Source organism: Nocardia sp. Marseille-Q1738, from assembly GCF_965283145.1.
Genome location: NZ_CBDIMS010000008.1, coordinates 21,714 through 39,003, shown reverse-complemented (window position 1 = coordinate 39,003; position 17,290 = coordinate 21,714). Strand labels below are relative to the sequence as shown.

General features: G+C 66.1%; 18 protein-coding genes. 10 read left to right on the top strand and 8 right to left on the bottom strand.

Annotated features, from left to right (window positions below; genetic code table 11):
• Positions 1 to 184: 184 nt before the first annotated feature.
• The 4 genes from ACWPXK_RS25150 to ACWPXK_RS25135 all read right to left on the bottom strand — a co-directional run bounded on the left by ACWPXK_RS25150 (position 185) and on the right by ACWPXK_RS25135 (position 3,650).
• Positions 185 to 1,231, bottom strand: coding sequence for an aminoglycoside phosphotransferase family protein (locus tag ACWPXK_RS25150; protein ID WP_454198628.1), 1,047 nt, complete (start codon positions 1,229 to 1,231; stop codon positions 185 to 187).
• Positions 1,228 to 1,584 (bottom strand): hypothetical protein, encoded by a 357-nt coding sequence (locus tag ACWPXK_RS25145; protein ID WP_454198627.1) that lies wholly within the window; start codon positions 1,582 to 1,584, stop codon positions 1,228 to 1,230. The genes ACWPXK_RS25150 and ACWPXK_RS25145 overlap by 4 nt, the downstream gene beginning before the upstream one ends.
• 132 nt (positions 1,585 to 1,716) lie before the next feature.
• Positions 1,717 to 2,118: a nuclear transport factor 2 family protein gene (locus ACWPXK_RS25140; RefSeq protein WP_454198626.1), complete on the bottom strand. Its 402-nt coding sequence runs from the start codon at positions 2,116 to 2,118 to the stop codon at positions 1,717 to 1,719.
• Between the two features lie 164 nt (positions 2,119 to 2,282).
• Positions 2,283 to 3,650 carry a flavin monoamine oxidase family protein gene (locus ACWPXK_RS25135; RefSeq protein WP_454198625.1) on the bottom strand — a complete coding sequence of 456 codons (1,368 nt, stop codon included), beginning with the start codon at positions 3,648 to 3,650 and terminating at the stop codon, positions 2,283 to 2,285.
• 61 nt (positions 3,651 to 3,711) lie between these two features.
• Between ACWPXK_RS25135 and ACWPXK_RS25130 the strand changes: the two genes are divergently transcribed.
• Positions 3,712 to 4,353 (top strand): TetR/AcrR family transcriptional regulator, encoded by a 642-nt coding sequence (locus ACWPXK_RS25130; RefSeq protein ID WP_454198624.1) that lies wholly within the window; start codon positions 3,712 to 3,714, stop codon positions 4,351 to 4,353.
• Positions 4,354 to 4,448: 95 nt separating this feature from the next.
• Here the strand turns inward: ACWPXK_RS25130 and ACWPXK_RS25125 are convergent, their stop codons facing one another.
• On the bottom strand, positions 4,449 to 5,735 hold the full coding sequence (locus ACWPXK_RS25125) for a PucR family transcriptional regulator (protein WP_454198623.1): 1,287 nt from the start codon (positions 5,733 to 5,735) through the stop codon (positions 4,449 to 4,451).
• A gap of 169 nt (positions 5,736 to 5,904) precedes the next feature.
• Here ACWPXK_RS25125 and ACWPXK_RS25120 point away from each other — a divergent pair, with 169 nt between their 5' ends.
• Positions 5,905 to 6,804 (top strand): class I adenylate-forming enzyme family protein, encoded by a 900-nt coding sequence (locus ACWPXK_RS25120; RefSeq protein WP_454198622.1) that lies wholly within the window; start codon positions 5,905 to 5,907, stop codon positions 6,802 to 6,804.
• Positions 6,805 to 6,901: 97 nt separating this feature from the next.
• Here ACWPXK_RS25120 and ACWPXK_RS25115 read toward each other — a convergent pair whose 3' ends face one another.
• Entirely contained in the window at positions 6,902 to 7,522 is a 621-nt protein-coding gene (locus tag ACWPXK_RS25115; protein WP_454198621.1) for a TetR/AcrR family transcriptional regulator, read from the bottom strand.
• A 77-nt stretch (positions 7,523 to 7,599) separates the two neighbouring features.
• Here ACWPXK_RS25115 and ACWPXK_RS25110 point away from each other — a divergent pair, with 77 nt between their 5' ends.
• The gene (locus tag ACWPXK_RS25110; protein WP_067474974.1) at positions 7,600 to 8,007 is read left to right on the top strand and encodes a RidA family protein; all 408 of its coding nucleotides are present in this window, start codon (positions 7,600 to 7,602) and stop codon (positions 8,005 to 8,007) included.
• 9 nt (positions 8,008 to 8,016) lie between these two features.
• Here the strand turns inward: ACWPXK_RS25110 and ACWPXK_RS25105 are convergent, their stop codons facing one another.
• Positions 8,017 to 8,556: a winged helix-turn-helix transcriptional regulator gene (locus ACWPXK_RS25105; RefSeq protein ID WP_454198620.1), complete on the bottom strand. Its 540-nt coding sequence runs from the start codon at positions 8,554 to 8,556 to the stop codon at positions 8,017 to 8,019.
• A 57-nt stretch (positions 8,557 to 8,613) separates the two neighbouring features.
• On the opposite strand from ACWPXK_RS25105, the gene ACWPXK_RS25100 reads away from it, so the two are divergent.
• Entirely contained in the window at positions 8,614 to 9,258 is a 645-nt protein-coding gene (locus tag ACWPXK_RS25100; RefSeq protein ID WP_454198619.1) for a dihydrofolate reductase family protein, read from the top strand.
• A gap of 127 nt (positions 9,259 to 9,385) precedes the next feature.
• Here ACWPXK_RS25100 and ACWPXK_RS25095 read toward each other — a convergent pair whose 3' ends face one another.
• Complete coding sequence (locus tag ACWPXK_RS25095; RefSeq protein WP_454198618.1) at positions 9,386 to 9,907, bottom strand: hypothetical protein; 522 nt, start codon at positions 9,905 to 9,907, stop codon at positions 9,386 to 9,388.
• Positions 9,908 to 10,346: 439 nt separating this feature from the next.
• Here ACWPXK_RS25095 and ACWPXK_RS25090 point away from each other — a divergent pair, with 439 nt between their 5' ends.
• From ACWPXK_RS25090 to ACWPXK_RS25065, 6 genes are all read left to right on the top strand, one after another.
• A complete protein-coding gene (locus tag ACWPXK_RS25090; RefSeq protein ID WP_454198902.1) occupies positions 10,347 to 11,441 on the top strand; it encodes a mechanosensitive ion channel family protein in 1,095 nt (364 codons plus the stop codon).
• 155 nt (positions 11,442 to 11,596) lie between these two features.
• Positions 11,597 to 13,462 (top strand): hypothetical protein, encoded by a 1,866-nt coding sequence (locus ACWPXK_RS25085; RefSeq protein WP_454198617.1) that lies wholly within the window; start codon positions 11,597 to 11,599, stop codon positions 13,460 to 13,462.
• Entirely contained in the window at positions 13,459 to 13,647 is a 189-nt protein-coding gene (locus ACWPXK_RS25080) for a hypothetical protein (protein WP_454198616.1), read from the top strand. The genes ACWPXK_RS25085 and ACWPXK_RS25080 overlap by 4 nt, the downstream gene beginning before the upstream one ends.
• Entirely contained in the window at positions 13,647 to 14,033 is a 387-nt protein-coding gene (locus tag ACWPXK_RS25075) for a hypothetical protein (protein ID WP_454198615.1), read from the top strand. The genes ACWPXK_RS25080 and ACWPXK_RS25075 overlap by 1 nt, the downstream gene beginning before the upstream one ends.
• Complete coding sequence (locus ACWPXK_RS25070) at positions 14,030 to 15,367, top strand: hypothetical protein (protein ID WP_454198614.1); 1,338 nt, start codon at positions 14,030 to 14,032, stop codon at positions 15,365 to 15,367. The genes ACWPXK_RS25075 and ACWPXK_RS25070 overlap by 4 nt, the downstream gene beginning before the upstream one ends.
• A 476-nt stretch (positions 15,368 to 15,843) precedes the next feature.
• Positions 15,844 to 17,085: an oxygenase MpaB family protein gene (locus ACWPXK_RS25065; protein WP_454198901.1), complete on the top strand. Its 1,242-nt coding sequence runs from the start codon at positions 15,844 to 15,846 to the stop codon at positions 17,083 to 17,085.
• Positions 17,086 to 17,290 lie beyond the last annotated feature (205 nt).

The following is a 17,290-nucleotide window of genomic DNA, read 5'->3' as shown; positions in this document are numbered from 1 at the left end:
GAAGTCCCGCTCCTGACGCAGACGCTGCGATGGAGCGAGTTACCGGATCTATGCTGGAACCGGTCGATGGTATAGCGCGCTGGAAGAAGCATCGTCACCGCACACGAAAACCTGCCCCGCAGAAGATTGTTCGAGCCCGTGTGCAGCCGGGCTCCCGCCCGGCCGCGACGCCGCGGGGCAAAGGTCAGACGGCGAGAGCGTCCAGGGATTCGTGGTCATCTATGGCCGTGGTGATTCGCTTCAGCAGCGTCAAGCAGGTCTCCACCGGCTGCATCTTGGGTTGATAGGCCGCCCTGCCGATCGTGAATGCCCAAGCCGCGTAGGCGAACATGGACTGTTGCCGATACGCCAGCCATGCGTCATCGAAGGACGGCGCCCGGCCGTCGAGCGGTCCGAGCTCGTCCAGGTAGGCCGCCAGCAGTTCGTGGTCCCATGCACGCCGGTCCTCTGGCTCGCATCCCGAGTTGACGGTGTAGGCGAAGTCGTGTGCCCAGCCTCCCCGCATCACCACCTGCCAATCGACGAATCCCATTCGCCCTGTGCCGGTGCTGTAAGTCTGACCGATGTGCGGGTCACCGTGCAGCAGGGTCTGGGGTAGCTCGTTCGTCGCCAGATCGATCGCTCGCTCGACACCGGCCCACAGCCGTTCCGCCTGGCCGTGCAGGACCTCCGGAACCACTTCCTCGGCTCGCCGCAGGCCGACCTCGCAACGCTTCTTCATGTCGATGGCGGCGAGATACGCCTGAAGCGCTTGGGTCGTGGTTTTGAGGTCCGTGATCGACGGGTGATTCCAGAAGGTCCGGTGCAGCCGGGCGAGGTTGCGCACCAGATCTTCGATCTGGTCGCGGGCGACCGGGGTGTTCGGCTCGATGAACTGCGCACCGCGGGTCGAGGCGATGTCTTCCATCAGTGCGATCGAACGCCATGACCCCGCGTCGGCGGCGCCCCAATAGCCGAACGGAGCCTCGATATCGACCTGGGGCCGGAAGTCACGGAAAAAGCGGGTTTCGCCGTCGATCATCTTCCCGCCACCGAGCAGAATGCGTTGGGAGAAGGCGGTTGTCGTCTTAGCGAAGAGGTCGGTCGGCAAGCTCGCCTGCTTGCCCGCGTCGTTGTACTCGACCCGAATCGCGACGCGAGTGGATGTTCCGCGGCTGCCGTCCACGGCCACGACCTCGGCTGGTGTGGGCGCGCGCCCACCGGCCAGCCGCGGCACCGCCGGTGATGTCATGCCGTGAACAGCGCCGTCAATAGCAACACCGACGTGACCGCGAACGCTGGCATCGAAATCCTGATGGCGCGCGTCCTATGTTCTCGTGGGAAGGCGAAGGGCAGCGCGAGAGCGGCTACGAGTCCACTGGGGACGGCCAGCATCGTGCCGATGATCAGCCCATAGCCGTGGGGGTCGTTGGCGGGATCGGTCGACAACCGCGAGCTGAGCACGAGGAACACGCACCACAACCACAATGCGCCGGTGGCGATGCTGATGACACCGGCAACAATGCGCAGTACGACATGCCACCGGGGGCGGTATCGGGTATCTCGACCGGGGCCGAGCACGTGCTGTGAGTGTGGCGCATCCACCCCCTCAGCATGTCATGCATGCGCTGGGCAGCGCCGCTTCTACCGCCGACGAGGCCAGCGGGACGCGATGCTGCCCACGGGGCTGCTTGTGGCTGCGGCCGCTTCGCCCGGTACACCGCCACTGAAGCCGTCCTACTGGTACAGCGTCTCGCCGCGGTGGGTGTCGAAGTACTCGCGCACCTCGGAGATCTTGCCGTCCGTGACGACGAAGTTCGCGATGTAGGCGTTGTCGTACTCGTGGCCTGATAGCGTGGTCGCCCTCGATCGCCACTCGACGACGGCGTTCGAGTCGCCGATGGTCAGGCTGAGCAGTTCAGTGGTGAACGACCCCGGCTGCATCCGAGCCATCGCGATCGGAAAGAACTCCTCAACGATGGCGTTCGGCCCGTGCCAGATTCCGGAGTTGGGCAGACGGCCTGGTGCGAACCATCGCGCGTCATCGGTGAAGCACTCCTTCAGGAGCATCGGGTTCCCAGTCTGGAGGGCATCGAAGTAGCGATGGATGGCGCCCTCGGTGGGGTTCTCGTTGGTCACTGACAAAGCTTAGCCGGGATGGGAACGTTTGTTCGACAGCGGGCTCGGCTAGCCCAGCCGGTGGGCATCACCGGAGGTTGCGTGAACCGTGCCGTCGGGGCACCCGACGGCCGCGGTACAGGCTCACCGCGCGCCGCGGCGACCGCACGAGTCACGGCGGACAGCTACATGCGGGCGGGCGTCATGAGGACCTCGGAGATTTCACGGGCGGCTCGGTGGCCGGATTCGACGGCACCGTCCATGTAACCCGCCCAGCGAGTGGCGGTTTCGGTGCCTGCCCAATGCAGTGGGCCGATGGGAGTGCGCAGCGCACTTCCGAACCGCGTGAGGGTTGCCGGCGCGGTGAACGCTCCGTAGCACCCGCGACTGAATTCCTCCTCGGCCCAGTCTCGTTCGAGGTAGGCGATCGGATGCCGGGCCTGTGGTCCGAAGTATCCGACCAGATCGGTCAGGACTTGGGCGCGACGCTCGGCGAGCCCCAGTCGGCCGGCGGCATCGGCGTGCTTGCCCTCGAGGAATCCGACGAGCACTCCGGGTGCACCGCCCTGTGGCGTGTTGTCGAAAACGGTGCCCAATGACCGATGATCGCTGTTGGCCTGGCCACTGAGCCCGTCACGGCGCCAGAACGGCTCGTCGTAGGCAACATTGACCTTGATCACCCGGCCCATCGGCATGCGCTGGACGAGTTGGTCACGGTCGCCGGGAAGGCCGGGACCGAAGCGGATCCGTGCAGCCAACGGGGGCGGCACCGCGATCACCGCGCGGGCGGCTCGGACCGTGGCCCTTCCCGCGGAAACCTGAACACCCGCTGCGTCCCAAGTGATTTCGGTGACCGGAGCGCCGAGCACGATACGGTCGCCGAGTTCATCGGCCAAAGCCACTGCGATGCGTTGCGAACCTCCGACGACACGGTCCTGTTGCGCGCCGCCCGCGGTGTTGATCAATGCGTCCAGCCCGCCCGCCGCGCCGACGTAGAAGCAGGCCCACAGTGCGGACAGGTCCTCCGGTTCCGCGGAGAACACCGCCTCGGAGATCAGCCGGAAAAAGGATCGGCCACCGGAGGTGTAGACGTTCCGCCGAAGCCAGGTGGCGAACGTCTGGCCGTCCAGATGTTCGGCTTGTTCGGCCAGCCACGGCTCCCGTGCCGCAACCTGCCGTGCGAGGCGGTCGAGTCGCCACTGGGCCTGTGCGACATCGGCCAGCGCCACCGGGTTCAGTCGTGGAATGCGGCCGGTGTAAACCGATCGGGCCGTACCGATTTCGGCGATATGCCGACCTTCGGTGTGCGTGGGGAAGGTGGCCAGGCCGAGCTCGCCGATCAGCGCGAGCACCTGATCCTGTCCCGGTCCCACCCATTGGCCCCCTACCTCGATCGCGGCGCCACCCGGCAGTTCGGCATTGAGCAGCCGCCCACCGACGCGGTCCCGCGCTTCCAGTACCAGCACCGCACGCCCGGCCTCGGCCAGGTCGCGGGCGGCCACCAACCCCGCAAGCCCGGCGCCCACCACCGCGACATCCACGGATTTTTGCATCACTACCTGCTTTCATACACAGTGTATCTTAAATACACACTGTATGTGATATCCATAGCGTATGGAGTCTGTTCGGGAAAAGTACGCGGGGAACACACGTCAAACGCTGTTCGACACCGCGCTGCGCCTGTTCGCCGAACGTGACTATGCGGACATCTCGGCGGAGGAACTGGTGCGAGCGGCCGGGCTGACCCGCGGCGCGCTCTACCACCACTTCGATGGCAAACGCGGCCTGTTCGAAGCGGTCATGAGTGAGCTGGAAGGCCGGGCGGCACAGCGGATCCGCGAAGCAACCGCGACGAGCTCGGACCCATTCGAACGCGCCGATCGCGGAGTGGCGGAATTCCTGAACATCTGCGCCGAACGCGACTACCGCCAGATCGTGCTGCTACAGGGCCCGCTCGCACTGGGCTGGCAGCGCTGGCGCGAACTGGATCAACAGCACCTCGGCGGCCTGGTCGTAGATACCGTGCGAGCTCTACTCGACGCCGGACTCATCCGGCCACACCCCGCCGAGCTGGTCGCCAGCGCGTTCTACGGAGCCCTGACCGAGCTGTCACTGACCATCGCCGACACCGATCACCCTGACCGAACTCGCGCACAGGCGACCCGTCTCATCCAAGACCTCCTCGGCGGACTGGCGACGGGAGCAGCCCGAACCGTCACTTCGGCCGCGGGAAGCGGGCACAGTGAAGGGTCTTGACCGAGACGGCGCGCGCGGCGACAGGCCCGTCGACGATGGCGTTCGGCACAATCTCAGCGATCCGCAGGGCGCAGACTTGGGAAAGGCCAGCCGAGTCACGCCGTATCCGGGTGCGGCAGCGGCGGTCCGTACCAGTGGCAGACCAGGAGGGCGAGTTCGACGTCGAATCTGTCTTCGGCGATCGGCCTGCCGCGCCGCGACACTGCCCGTGCGACCCGGTACTTCACCGAGTTGGAGTGCAGTTCGAGTTCTGCGGCGGCTGCTTTGTAGCTCGATCCGGTGCGCAGAAATACCCGTAGTGTCTCGCGTAGCCGTTCGTCGTTGTCGTTGGCGGCGGCCAGATCGCCGAGCACCTCGCCGACCCATTCCCAGACTTCCACGATCCTGTCACCGAGTAGGGCCGCTACCGACAACCCCGGGTCTTCGGCCGCGATGATTCGCGGTTCGGCGGCTGCCCGCGCCAAGGCGACCGAGCGTGCGTCTTGGGCCAGGCGATGAGACCGCCGGAATCCCGTAACTCCGGGTGCCACCGCACCGATCGCTACCGATGGCGCATCGGCTTGTGCGGCCGCGAAACGACGGACCCTGGCGGCGGCGCCGGGTTGCGCCGAACGATACGGCAGCCACGCCCAGGCGCTCATCTGATCCTCCGCGATGAAAAGTGGGGCCGCGGCAGTTCCCGCTGCCTCCGCCGACTTGCGGACGAATCGTCTCAGCTCGGCCAGTTCGTCACCGTGCGCCCCGGTGCCGGGGTACCAGACGATAAGCGCCAAATGGTGCCAATGGAGCGGATAGCGGATCTGGTCGATAGTGCTGTCGATATCGACGATCTTTTTGCCCGCCAGTAGTTCGCGCACACGTAGCGCGCGGACACTGTTGCGGGTTTCCAACCACTGCTCGCGCTCTGCTTCGTAGATGGCGACGACCTGCTGGATAACGTGGTCGAGGTACTGAAACAGCCGGGTGGTGATCGCCTGTCCGGCGAGGAACCGTTCGACCGGCGTGATATCCGCGGCCTGCAGTTCGGCGAAAACCAGTTCGGTGAACCGCCGCTGGCCGAGGTAATATGCCCGGACCAGGGCGTTGAGCGGGACGCTGTGCTGGGCCAAACGCCGGGTGTACTCGATTGCCGCGGAAGGTAGATGGACTCGCGCCGCCGGGATGTCGTCCCGCAGCGCGTGCAGAAGAGTGTCGAGATTGCCCTGCACGCTGGATCCGAGCAGTTCGACGGTGTGGACATCGGCACGCAATTCGGGTATTTCGGCCTCTATTCCACGGCGAATACTCGCGCTGATGTCCGTCACCCGCTCGTTCATGCGGGCGGCGATCCTCGCGACACAGCGGCCCACCTCGATATCACCGTTGCGACGAAAAGTCGTCACTACCTGATGATAGTTACATCACCGTGACCGCCGCTACGAACCGCGCGGCCGATGCTGTCTTCCGGGGACAAAGCACGCGACGAATTCAGTCGATGCACTACGGTGTGGATCCACCGCGCGATCTCTACAGTTTTCAACGATCCGTGTACGCCGATGCTTAGGACATCGCATGACACTTTCGACCCTGCCGGACCGTCGCGCCGAGGTCGCACCGCAGGCAGCCGCCCTTGCCGACGACAGCAACGAACTGAACAACCGCGAATTGCTGGCCACCGTGCAGCGGGCTGCGGCCTGCCTGCGCGCCGCGGGCGTCACGACGGGCGACGTCGTCGCGATCATGCTGCCCCCCACCGTCGACCTGGTGGTTTCGCTGTTCGCCACGTGGCGCGTGGGTGCCACAGCGACCCTGATCGATCCATCCTTGACCGACCGAGAGGCCGGCTCCCAGATAGCTGACGCGGGCTCCAAGGTCCTCATCGTTGCTGCGCACCGTCCGGCCATTTCCCCTCCGGTCCGGGTCGTCACTCCCGCCTGCGAGTTCAGCGCGGCAGAGCCCGACACCACCGAGGCGGCGCCGCCCCTGACGGAGGGACCGGCGCTCATCACCTACGTCGGCACCGGCAACCGGGCGATGCTCGACCACAGGAATCTCGAGGCGATGTGCCAGTTGGTGATCAAGGTATTCGCGCTGACCGATGCCGACCACAGCCTGTCGACCCTGCCGATGTGGCAGGTAAGCGGGATCATGGTCGGCGCCTTGTCACCGTTGATTGCCGGGGGCCGCGCCACTATGGCGGGCCCGCTCAGCCCGGAGGGATTCTCGGACCGGATAGAGCACAGCCGGCCGACCTACCTCTCCGCGGTCCCGAGGAATTACGCAGCGCTGTCCGATCTACCCGGCCACGCGCGGACGAACAATTCGTCGGTGCGGTTCGCAATCTGCTGCATGGAACACGCGGGGATCGAACTCAAAACCAAGTTCGAACACCGCTGTGGAATACCACTCATCAACGGATACGGGCTGAGCAAGGTTATCGCCCGAGCACACGAGATCCGTCGCGTACGATAACCGGTACTGGTCCGATGCGGCGCGCCATCAGGCCGCCCGCCCCGGTTCATGATGGGCGCGTCGGCTCGAACAGAGGCGATGCAGGCGGATCGGCAGATCAGCTGCGGTCGACCAGAACGTCCCAGCCGGATTCGACCGAGCGTCCGCATCGCTCGGGATCGTCCCCCGCGGCGACGAAGAGTGCGGTGAGCATCGGCACGCCGTATGCGAGCGTCTCGCGCGGCAGCGGTCCCGAGGTGACCAGGGTGGCGAGGCCGTGACCGATGGTCCATGCCTGTGTCGCGAGCTCCAACGGGTCGACGTCGGCGCGGAAGCGGCCTTCCGTCTTCGCTCGCTCCACCGCGTGCACCAAGCGGTGCAGCGTCTCGTCGGCGGCCGCGGCGTCCTCGAGCTCGAAGCTCGCGTCGAACATGACGCGATAGAGGTCCGGGTTCTCCAGCGCGTTGCGCAGGTAGGCGGCACCGAGCGCGACTTGGTCCCGGACCGGGTCAGCAGTCGTCTCGACCGCGGCGAGTTTCGCGGCCAAGCGGGTGAATCCCTCCTGCCGCACCGCTTTCCACAACCCGTCCATGCCGTCGAAGTAGGTGTAGACGGCCATGGTCGATACGTCGGTGCCCGCGACCAAGGCGCGCAACGTCACCGGCTCGCGCATCCGGAGCATGTGCGCGGCTCGTTCGATCAGCATCGACCGGATGCGGGGATTCTTGGTGCGGGCCATGGCGCAACATAACATAGCATTGTTATGGTTTGCCTCGAGTGCCGCACCGCGGACCGAGACGAACGAAGGAGTGGACCATGGCCGTGAAACTGGTCAATCCCGAGGCATTGCCGAAACCCGAGGTGTACCGCCAGCTCTCGATCGCCGAGGGATCGAAGTTGGTGTTCTTGGCGGGCCAGGTGGCCCGCGACGCGAACGGCGAAAAGGTGGGCGAGGGCGACTTCGCCGCTCAGGTCGAGCAGGCGTATCTCAATGTGGCCGCGGCCCTGGCCGAGGTCGGCGGTTCCTGGGACGACATCGCCAAGCTGACCATCTATGTCGTCGACTGGACGCCGGACAAGATGCCGCTGCTCGGCGAGGGGGTCGGGCGCGCCGCCGCGAAGCTCGGGATCGACCCGGTCAAGCCGATTACGCTGCTCGGCGTCTCCGCCCTGGGGGAGCCGGACATCATGGTGGAAGTCGAGGCGACGGCGGTACTGGACTAGGTGGTGTCGCTATCCAGTTGCCCTGTGCTCGTGCCTGCTAGCTGCTTCGTGATAGGCGGCGGTCAGTTCCGCGAGCACGCCATCTGTAGGTATCGGCGCTCCGGCCAAGTGTGTTGCGCGGAGTTCGGCCATGAATCGCTCCCAGAGCGTGGGGCCGCCAGTGGCCAGCAGTTCGGCCCGCACGGTTAGTTCCGGCGCGGTGTCCAGCCAGCGTGCGCCCCACGCGCCCAGCTGGGCCATGACCGGGACGAGCTGGATCGCCGCCTCGGTGAGGTGGTATTCGACCTTCTGGCGGTGGCTCGGGTCGTCGTCGCGGGTGAGCAGGCCCGCGTCGACGAGTTTCGCGAGGCGGCCGGCCAGGATGTTCGACGCGATGCCTTCGATGGACGCGGCGAGCAGTTCACGAAAGTGGGTCTTGCCTCCGAACATGATGTCGCGCAGGACGATCAGACTCCACCGGTCCCCGAGCAGCTCGATCGTCATATTGATCGGACAGCCCGACTTGCCCGGGGCCACGGGCAGCTTGTCGCGAGCAACTGGTTGCGCCATGGGATCAGTCTAGGTATGTTCGCAACCGATTGCACATTGCAACCAGAAAGGGTTCCGATGACTCAGTTGGTCCGCGTTCAGAATTTCGCCGTGTCCAGCGATGGATACGGTGCAGGGGAGGGGCAGAGCCTCGATCATCCGTTCGGCCACGCCGATCCGGGAGCGCTCATGTTCTGGGCGGGCGCCACCGCTCACTGGCCCACCCGGACCGACCCCGGGGGAACCTATGGCCTCGACGACTACTTCACCCGCGACTTCACCAACAACATCGGCGCCGAGATCATGGGCCGCAACAAATTCGGCCCGCAGCGCGGACCCTGGGAGAACTACGACTGGCAAGGATGGTGGGGAGACGAACCCCCGTTCCACACGCCAGTGTTCGTCCTCACCCACCACGTGCGGCCCTCGTTCACGCTGGGGGACACGACGTTCCATTTCCTCGATGCGTCTCCGAAGGACGCGCTGGCGCAGGCATTCGACGCCGCCGAGGGCAAGGACGTGCGAATCGGCGGTGGGGTTGCCACGGTCCGGGAGTTCCTCGACGCCGACCTGGTCGACACCATGCATGTCGCCGTTGCTCCGGTCGAACTCGGTGGCGGCGAGAGATTGTGGGCGAGCGCTGACGAACTCGTCGACCGTTTCCATCTGGAGCGGATCCCGAGCCCGAGCGGGGTGGTGCATCACATCTTCTGGCGACGATAAGGAGCCCCTGCTTCAGCGACGCCGGGGGAGGGCTCTGCCGGCACGCCGACACAACGTTCCGCCGCTTGACGGCTAGCGGAATCGGAGGACTGTCGATCGCCGTGCACGCTGCGGTCGACGATGCCGACTAGTGCGTCGTGGAGGAACGTTCGCTCGGCGGCTCGGACTGTGGGTTGGCCGCAGCGGAGAGTGCCCGACGGGCGCTGCGCCGCTTGGTGGCATACGGCAGTACGAACATGTACAGACCGGAAACCAGCAGGAAAGCGAGCGGGAGCAGCGGTAGGTAGGACACCCAGACCACAGGCTCCTCCTGCGCCAAGGCGACGAAAGTGGCGAGGACGGTCGAAACAAAGGCAATGGCCGACCAACGGTGCAACTGCCGGACCCACCGTGCAGACGAACGACCCCGGGCCTCGGCCGCCTGCCGGGGCGGGATGTCCGCGGCTGGTCGGCTGCGCCGCTTGGTGGCATACGGCAGCACGAATAGGTAGAGACCTGAAAACAGGAGCAAGGCGAGTGGGGCCAGCGGTACGTAGGACACCCAGACCGGGCCCTGTAGCGCCAAGGCCACGACGGTGCCGAGGACGGTCACCGTGAAGACAATGGCCAGCCACCGGTGCGTCTGCCGAACCCACTTGTTCCAGCTCATTGCGTCCTCCTCTGCATGCGAGCAACCCGCGTCCCGGCGACCTGCCGGGCAAATGTCGATGGCGAAGACGTTAGCTACGGCTCGGTGACCAGCGCTTCTCGATTCCTGATCGTTCTGGTCATGTGCTCCGCGCTGGGCGGCAGGCGGAACGCGGCGGTGGGATTCGCCACAGCTACATCGCGACAACCGACGGCGAAACCGGGTATGCGCCTTTGGGAAGCAAGTCGACCGAGGGAGGATGCCGTGTCAGTTTCGGCCTCGCGCCTACAGTATTGCGCCCACCGGCACTGTCGTGGTGGCTATTCCGACGCGTGAGCCGCAACCAACAGTTCATTCGTAGTGGACGGGCGGGTAGGCGCGGTGCGCTGTCCTTACAGCGAAAGCGAAGCAGGGCAGGGCGCTTGGGTGGAAGACGAAAAGGAGTCGATCCTTGGAGGAAGTGTTACGGCCACTCATCGTGGTCTTGGGCACGGTGGCGATCACTGTCACAGTAGGTTTGGCGATGGATCGAATGCTGCAATACAGCGCACGGAGGCGACCGAGTAGTCATCTGCCTACGCTGCTGCGTCGCGTGCAGTTGCCCGTGCAGATATTGCTCGGCTCGGTGGCGTTGCATGCCACTTATCCCTTGGCGCAACTCGATCTGCCCCAGGACAATATGATCCGAACCATCTTGGCCGCGGCGGCGATCATCGCGGCGGCTTGGCTGGTGATCCGCGCCGCCGACGCCGTCGCGGAGAGCATGTTGCGCTCCTACGCCGGGCGTACTCGGGAAGTCTCGCGGGTACGGCAGTTGCGCACCCAGCTGGGGCTGGTGCGCCGCATCGTGACATCGGTATTGGTCGTCACGACCGCCGCCGTGGCGATCCTGCTGCTGTTTCCGAGTCTGCGGACTCTCGGCACCTCTTTGCTGGCCTCGGCTGGCGTAATCGGGATCATCGCCGGTGTCGCGGCGCAGTCGACGTTGAGCAATCTCATCGCCGGTTTGCAGATCGCTTTCGGTGACTCGGTCAAGATCGGGGATACCGTTGTCGTGGAGGGGGAGTGGGGCATAGTCGAGGAGATCACCCTCGCGTTTCTCACCGTGCGGATCTGGGACGACCGCAGGCTGACGATGCCGGTCTCCTACTTCAACAGCAAACCGTATGAGAACTGGTCACGGGGCGGCCCGCAGATCACCGGCACGGTGTTCTTGTACTTGGACCACAGCACGCCGGTACCGCTGCTGCGTGAGCATTTACACGAGTATCTCCGCGAACGCAGGGATTGGGACGGTCGCAGCTGGGATCTGGTGGTCACGGACAGCACCCCGACGAATATCGTGGTGCGCGCGACGATGTCGGCGGCCAACGCCGACGACGCCTGGGATCTGCGCTGCGCGGTCCGGGAGGAACTGCTCGGCTGGCTCGGTAGTCATCACCCGCACGCACTGCCGAAGATCCCGACCGCGATCACCAACTCTGCCACCGGCAACGGCCAGATGGCGTTGACGGCCGACCGTTCCAGCGGCGAGGGTAACGGTTTCGGCGATTGACCTCGGCGATCCGGCCGGTCGCGCGATGCCGTGGATTCGGATTGCCGCAAAATAGCTACTCGTTTGCGGACGGTTCGGGCCGGCCTGCTTCAGTGACGGCGATTTTCATGATACCGTACGTCACATATACATATTTCATGTGATGGAGGTCTCTGATGCCCGACATCGCGCACGACGGGCTCGTGTGGTTCGCCGCTCCGGGTACCGAGGGTGGTGGAGCGGCGCTGGGCCAAGTGGCGGTCATGACCGGCGTCGCGGGCGTAGTCGCGCTCCTTCTGCTGTGGGTCGGGTATCTGCACCGGACCCGCCGCATCACGTGGCTACAGCGGCTCGCCGACCGGATCGGGCGACTGCTGAACCGGCCCGGTTGGGTCGCGCTCCCGCTCGCGATGTTCCTCGCGACGATCCTGACCGCGCTGTTGGGCTTCATCTGGGATGTCAGCTTGCACGTGGGCAACGGTCGCGATGACGGGCCGCTGGCCAATCCGGCGCACTATTTCATCCTGGCGGGATTGTTTTTCCTGTTCACCGCCGGGATGTCGGCGATCGTCCTGCCGTTGGACGAGAAGCCCGGCGCCGCGGCGGTGCGCATCACCCGCACCTGGCATGCGCCGGTCGGGGGCATCCTCATCGCCGGTGCCGGCCTCTACGCATTGATCGGTTTCCCACTCGACGACATCTGGCATCGGCTGTTCGGACAGGACGTCACGCTCTGGGGTCCGACGCATCTGATGCTCATCGGCGGCGCCGGCTTATCGCTGGTCGGTGTGCTGCTGCTGGAGTTCGAGGGCAGGCACAGCCGGCCCGAGCCCGACCGCGCCGATGGGCGACTGATGTGGCTGCTGCGGTCCTTCGCCTTCGGCGGCCTGCTCATCGGCCTGTCGGTGTTCCAAGTCGAATTCGACTTCGGAGTGCAGCAGTTCCGGCTCGTGCTGCAGCCGATGCTCATCGTGGCCGCGGCCACCGTCACCCTCGTCGCCGCCCGCGCGACCCTTGGGCCGTTCAGCACCCTGGTTGTGGTGGTGTTCGCCGCCGTCGTCCGTGCCGTGGTAGCCGTGCTGGTCGGCGGGCCGGTCATCGACGCGCCCCGCAATGTCTTCCCGCTGTATCTCGGCGCAGCCGTCGTGGTGGAACTGCTGGCGCTGCTGCCGCTCGCCCGGCGGCCGATCTGGTGGGGTGCGGTCTGCGGGCTCGGGATCGCGACGGTGGGGCTGTGGCTGGAATCCCTCTGGATCCGTGCGATGTTCGTCAACTCGTGGCCGAGGGCGATGTGGCCGGAACTTTTGGCGATGGCGGTGCCCACCGGCATCGCGGGCGGTGTCGTCGGCGCGCTGCTGGGCATGGTGCTGCGGGGCGAAGCGCTGCCACGCCCACCGGTGCGACGCGGTGTGCTGATCGCGGCGGTCGTGACCGTGGCGGCCGCGACCGCCAACGGGCTGCTCAGCGAGGTACCGGAACGGGCCGCCGCCACAGTGACACTGCGCGACGCCGAAGCGGACACGGACGGAAGAATGGTGCTCGCCGACATCCGTCTTACGCCTGCTGATCTCGCCGGGTCCGATCCCGAATGGGTTCAGATCCTCTCCTGGCAGGGCGGGATCGGCGGTGACAGTCCCGGCCGCGGCCTGGTCGTCGACCAGCTCCAGCGGGTGGGCGCCGGCCACTATATGTCGACCGAACCTGTTCCGGCGCATGGGACATGGAAGACGGTCCTGCGAATGCAGGATGGTCGCGTACTGACCGCGGCGCCGATTTTCCTGGCCGCCGACCCGGGGCTCGGCGTCGAAGAGGTCCCCGCGCTCGCTTCCTTCACCCGGCCGTTCATCGCCGAGATCACCGTGCTCCAGCGGGAGCGATCATTCGACCACCCGTCGTGGTTGTTCGCCGCGGCATCGCTGGTCGTGCTGGTGTGCAGCCTCGTCCTCGTCGGAGCGCTGTCCTGGGGTGCGGCGCGGATCAACGACCGGTATCCGCACGGAAGCCCGACGGCGGCGCCGGAAGAACCGGCGGTGTCGCGATGATGCAGGGCTACGACGGCGTGGACGTGCTGGCCGGTCATTCGATCCTGCTGGCGATACCCGCCTTCCTGCCGGCGTTGCTCGTGGTCGCCGTCGTAGTGTTCGTCGCCCTGCGAGACCGTCGTGCGCAGGATCGCGATCGGATGGCGGGTTCGCCGTCCGACCACGGCGCGGACCAGGAGGACTGATGTCATCCGTGCGGCGTTGGGGCGCGCTCGTCCTTCTCGGTGGCCTGCTCGCGAGCGGCTGCGCCTCGTCGGATCCCGCGCCCACCACATCGACGACCGCAATAGCGGGGGCCTCGGACAGTCTCATGATCACGGTGCGGATCGCCGCAGGCGTGGTGAGCCCGGCCGACGTGCGCCTGGAGGCCCGAGTGGGGCAACCGATCGAGATCGTGGTCGACAGCGATACCGACGACGAACTGCACGTGCATGCCACGCCCGACCACACCTTCCCGATCATCCCGGGCGCCGGCCAGCGCTTCCGCTTCACCGTTGACGTGCCGGGACGCGTGGAGATCGAGCTGCACCATGCCCGGCGGACGGTGTCGACGCTGCTCGTGCGCGGATGACCGTTCTGGCCCACGGCCTCGGCGGTGCCACCGACCTGCCCATTCCGTTGTCGTATGCGCTCGTCGGGGGCGCCTGGGCGTTGACGTTCTCCTTCGCGGTGCTGGTGCTGGCCTGGCCCGAACCGCGGTTGGATCCACGGTCACCCGGAGCGGCGCTGCCGTCGGTCGTGGGTGTGGTCGTGGACTCCAAGGCGGTTCGGGTCGTGATTTCGGCCGTGAGCGTGGGGGCTACCGTCGCCGTCCTCGCGATCGGTGTACTCGGATCCCCGGATCCGGCACGCAATCCCGTGCCCGGCGTGGTCTACCTATTCCTGTGGGTCGGTGTCATGGTCGCTTCGCTCGCCGCCGGATCGGTTTGGAAGGTCCTGTCTCCGGCGCGTGCGGTGCATCGCGCCATCTGCGTGGTGTGGCGCCGTCAGCCCAGCCGCGGGCTGATCCGTTATCCCGGTTCTTGGGGCCAGTGGCCCGCGGTGCTGGGTCTGTTCTCCTTCGTGTGGCTCGAACTGGCCTACCCGGAGCCGGGTTCGGTTACGGCGGTCACCACGTGGCTGGCGGGATACCTCGTCGTGACGACAGTGGGCCTGATCGTGTGTGGCACCGCTTGGGCCGAGCACGCCGACCCGCTCGAGGTGTACAGCAGCCTGCTGGGCAGGCTGAGCCCGTTCGGCCGCCGCGATACCGGTGAACTGGTACTGCGTTCGCCGCTGGACAACCTGGCGGGCACTCCGGCCCGGATCGGTGGGGTGGCCGTGGCCGCCACCTTGCTCGGCTCGACGGCGTTCGACAGCTTCACCACATTTCCTTCGTGGCGCGGTTTGCTGGCCGACGCTGGAAGCACTGGATCGGAAGTCCTGCCGACCGTACTGAACACGGTGGGTCTGCTCGGCTTCATCGCTGTCGTCGGCGGCGTGTTCCGGTTTGCCGCCAAGGCGACCGGTGGCCTGGACGAAACGCGGCGGAGACTGCTTCCGGCTCGCCTCGCGCACAGCCTGACCCCGATCGTCGCGGGCTATCTGGTGGCCCACTACCTCACGTTCCTGGTGGAGAAGGGGCAGGCGACGGTGATCTTGTTCGCGGATCCGTTCGAACGCGGCTGGGATCTCGCGGGGCTGTCCGGGCGCGACGTCGCCTACGTACTGTCCAGCCACCCCGCGGCGCTGGGGACGATCAAGGTGCTGGCCGTGGTGACGGGCCACGTCCTCGGGGTCGCCGCCGCCCACGATCGCTGCCTTCGGCTGCTGCCGCGGGGGCATCGGCTCACCGGTCAACTGGCTCTGATGCTGACCATGGTCGGCTTCACCTTCACCGGTCTCTACCTGCTGTTCGAGTCCTGACGGAGTCTGTCGAATCCGTTGTGCCACCGCGATGGGCGGGGATGGCAGTCCCGGCGGGCTCCCGGGCGCGGGCACTCCGCACAGCCGACGGCGGCCGTGGCTGCGCGTCCAGCTCGGAAGCCGATGGGACGAGGTAGCTACTGACATGGATAAGTGACTGTGTGTTATTGCGGTTAGCGGTGCGGTCACGCGGCGGTTCCCATGCTGCTCTATCCGGCTTTTCGGCGTCGCCTCGTCGAGTTCATCCTGCATGTGCTCTGGTGGCGCCACTGTTCAGTGGCATATATGGACGTCGTCCGGGCCGTTGCCGCTTGGTGGCCAAGTGGGTGAGAGTAAATCCCGGAAAGTTCGGACAACATGCTGGAAACGTTGCTATGTTAATGAATATTCTAGCCTTTGAAGGCGTGAAACGGGGCGCTACCGGTCTCATCGCATCGTCACGGTGGTGCTCGAGCTCAATGAGGAGTAGCGAAGACATGGATGGATTCAGCAGGCGCGACGCGTTGAAGACCGGTGGGGTATTGGGCGCACTCGGTGCGCTGGCCATGGTGACGCCGGCACGGGCGCAGCCGTGGACGTGGTCACCGCAGGGCTCGGTGGCGGGTAGCGGGTCCGGTGTCGATCCGATGGGGGTGTGGGACGCCGAGGCTGACGAGCTGGTCGCCGCACTGCTCGACAGGGGCGAGGTGCCGAGGGTCAATGAGCTGTTGCGGACCTGGACCAGGAACGGTCAGCCCTTGCCTGCGGGTCTACCGCCGGACTTGCGGGACTTCATGGAGTACGCGCGTCGGCTGCCGCCCTGGGCCGACCGCGGCAAGCTGGCCACGGCGGTCGAGTTCAACAAGAAGCGGGGGCTCTATCTCGGTGTGTTGTACGGGCTGGCCAGCGGCATGATGAGCACGGTCATTCCCAAAGAGGCGCGCGCGGTCTACTACTCCAAGGGTGGTCACGATCTCAAGGACCGCATCTCGAAGACCGCGAAACTCGGCTACGACATCGGGACCGCGAATGCCTATGCACCCGATGGTGAGATGGTCGTAACCTGCGTCAAAACCCGGCTGGTGCATGCCGCGGTGCGTCATCTGCTGCCGCAGTCCCCGTACTGGGTGCACTCCGCCGATGAGGACATTCCGATCAGCCAGAACGACATGATGGTCACCTGGCACAGCCTGCCCACGACCGTCATGAAGCACCTGACCGCGTGGAAGGTGCCGATTCCCGCCGCCGAGTCCGAGGCATTCCTGCACTCCTGGCAGCTGTGCGCGCACATGCTCGGCATCCGCGACGAGTACATTCCCGCGTCGTGGGAGGAGGCCAATGCCCAGGCCGCGCAGGTCCTCGACCCGGTGCTGGCTGCGACCCCGGAGGGCGCCAAGCTGGCCGACCGGCTCCTGCGCCTGGGTGCCAACCTCGATCTCGCCATCCTCAGCAAGCCGGTCCTCGGCGCGTTCACCCGCTTCCTGCTCGGTGACAAGATCGCCGATGGCCTGGCCATCCCCAGGGAACCGGTCTGGGACCCGCTGCTTCGGGTGAGTTGGGGGCCATTCATCGCCGTCCGCGAAGGCCTGCTCCCCGTCGTCCCGCTCGCGCCGGATGCCTACTGGCTCTTCGACGAATTCCTTCGTCAGGCAGCCCTGATCTACCTGGCCGAACTACGGATGCCGATCAGTATCGAAATCCCACAGATGAACCGAGACATGAACCAACCGCCGCGCTGATCCGGGGCCTCGGCATCGGTGATGCGCTCGGTCGCGACATCGTCTACCGGAAGACCACATCGAGGTGCACCGGCCGCCCGGCCATCGGCTTGGGCACCGGTGCACCCTTGGGTGGTGATCTGCTCCACCTTGGGGGACGGACCCCAGCACTCGGGGACCTGATACCGGCGGCATATCTGGCGGAAAGTTGAACAAGTCACCGCCA

What these genes read in the sequence shown, in the direction of transcription:
- ACWPXK_RS25150 (WP_454198628.1), bottom strand. Translation starts at nt 1,231, where the DNA reads ATGACATCACCGGCGGTGCCGCGGCTGGCCGGTGGGCGCGCGCCCACA.
- ACWPXK_RS25135 (WP_454198625.1), bottom strand. Translation starts at nt 3,650, where the DNA reads ATGCAAAAATCCGTGGATGTCGCGGTGGTGGGCGCCGGGCTTGCGGGG.
- ACWPXK_RS25130 (WP_454198624.1), top strand. Translation starts at nt 3,712, where the DNA reads ATGGAGTCTGTTCGGGAAAAGTACGCGGGGAACACACGTCAAACGCTG.
- ACWPXK_RS25120 (WP_454198622.1), top strand. Translation starts at nt 5,905, where the DNA reads ATGACACTTTCGACCCTGCCGGACCGTCGCGCCGAGGTCGCACCGCAG.
- ACWPXK_RS25115 (WP_454198621.1), bottom strand. Translation starts at nt 7,522, where the DNA reads ATGGCCCGCACCAAGAATCCCCGCATCCGGTCGATGCTGATCGAACGA.
- ACWPXK_RS25110 (WP_067474974.1), top strand. Translation starts at nt 7,600, where the DNA reads ATGGCCGTGAAACTGGTCAATCCCGAGGCATTGCCGAAACCCGAGGTG.
- ACWPXK_RS25105 (WP_454198620.1), bottom strand. Translation starts at nt 8,556, where the DNA reads ATGGCGCAACCAGTTGCTCGCGACAAGCTGCCCGTGGCCCCGGGCAAG.
- ACWPXK_RS25100 (WP_454198619.1), top strand. Translation starts at nt 8,614, where the DNA reads ATGACTCAGTTGGTCCGCGTTCAGAATTTCGCCGTGTCCAGCGATGGA.
- ACWPXK_RS25095 (WP_454198618.1), bottom strand. Translation starts at nt 9,907, where the DNA reads ATGAGCTGGAACAAGTGGGTTCGGCAGACGCACCGGTGGCTGGCCATT.
- ACWPXK_RS25085 (WP_454198617.1), top strand. Translation starts at nt 11,597, where the DNA reads ATGCCCGACATCGCGCACGACGGGCTCGTGTGGTTCGCCGCTCCGGGT.
- ACWPXK_RS25080 (WP_454198616.1), top strand. Translation starts at nt 13,459, where the DNA reads ATGATGCAGGGCTACGACGGCGTGGACGTGCTGGCCGGTCATTCGATC.
- ACWPXK_RS25075 (WP_454198615.1), top strand. Translation starts at nt 13,647, where the DNA reads ATGTCATCCGTGCGGCGTTGGGGCGCGCTCGTCCTTCTCGGTGGCCTG.
- ACWPXK_RS25070 (WP_454198614.1), top strand. Translation starts at nt 14,030, where the DNA reads ATGACCGTTCTGGCCCACGGCCTCGGCGGTGCCACCGACCTGCCCATT.
- ACWPXK_RS25065 (WP_454198901.1), top strand. Translation starts at nt 15,844, where the DNA reads ATGGATGGATTCAGCAGGCGCGACGCGTTGAAGACCGGTGGGGTATTG.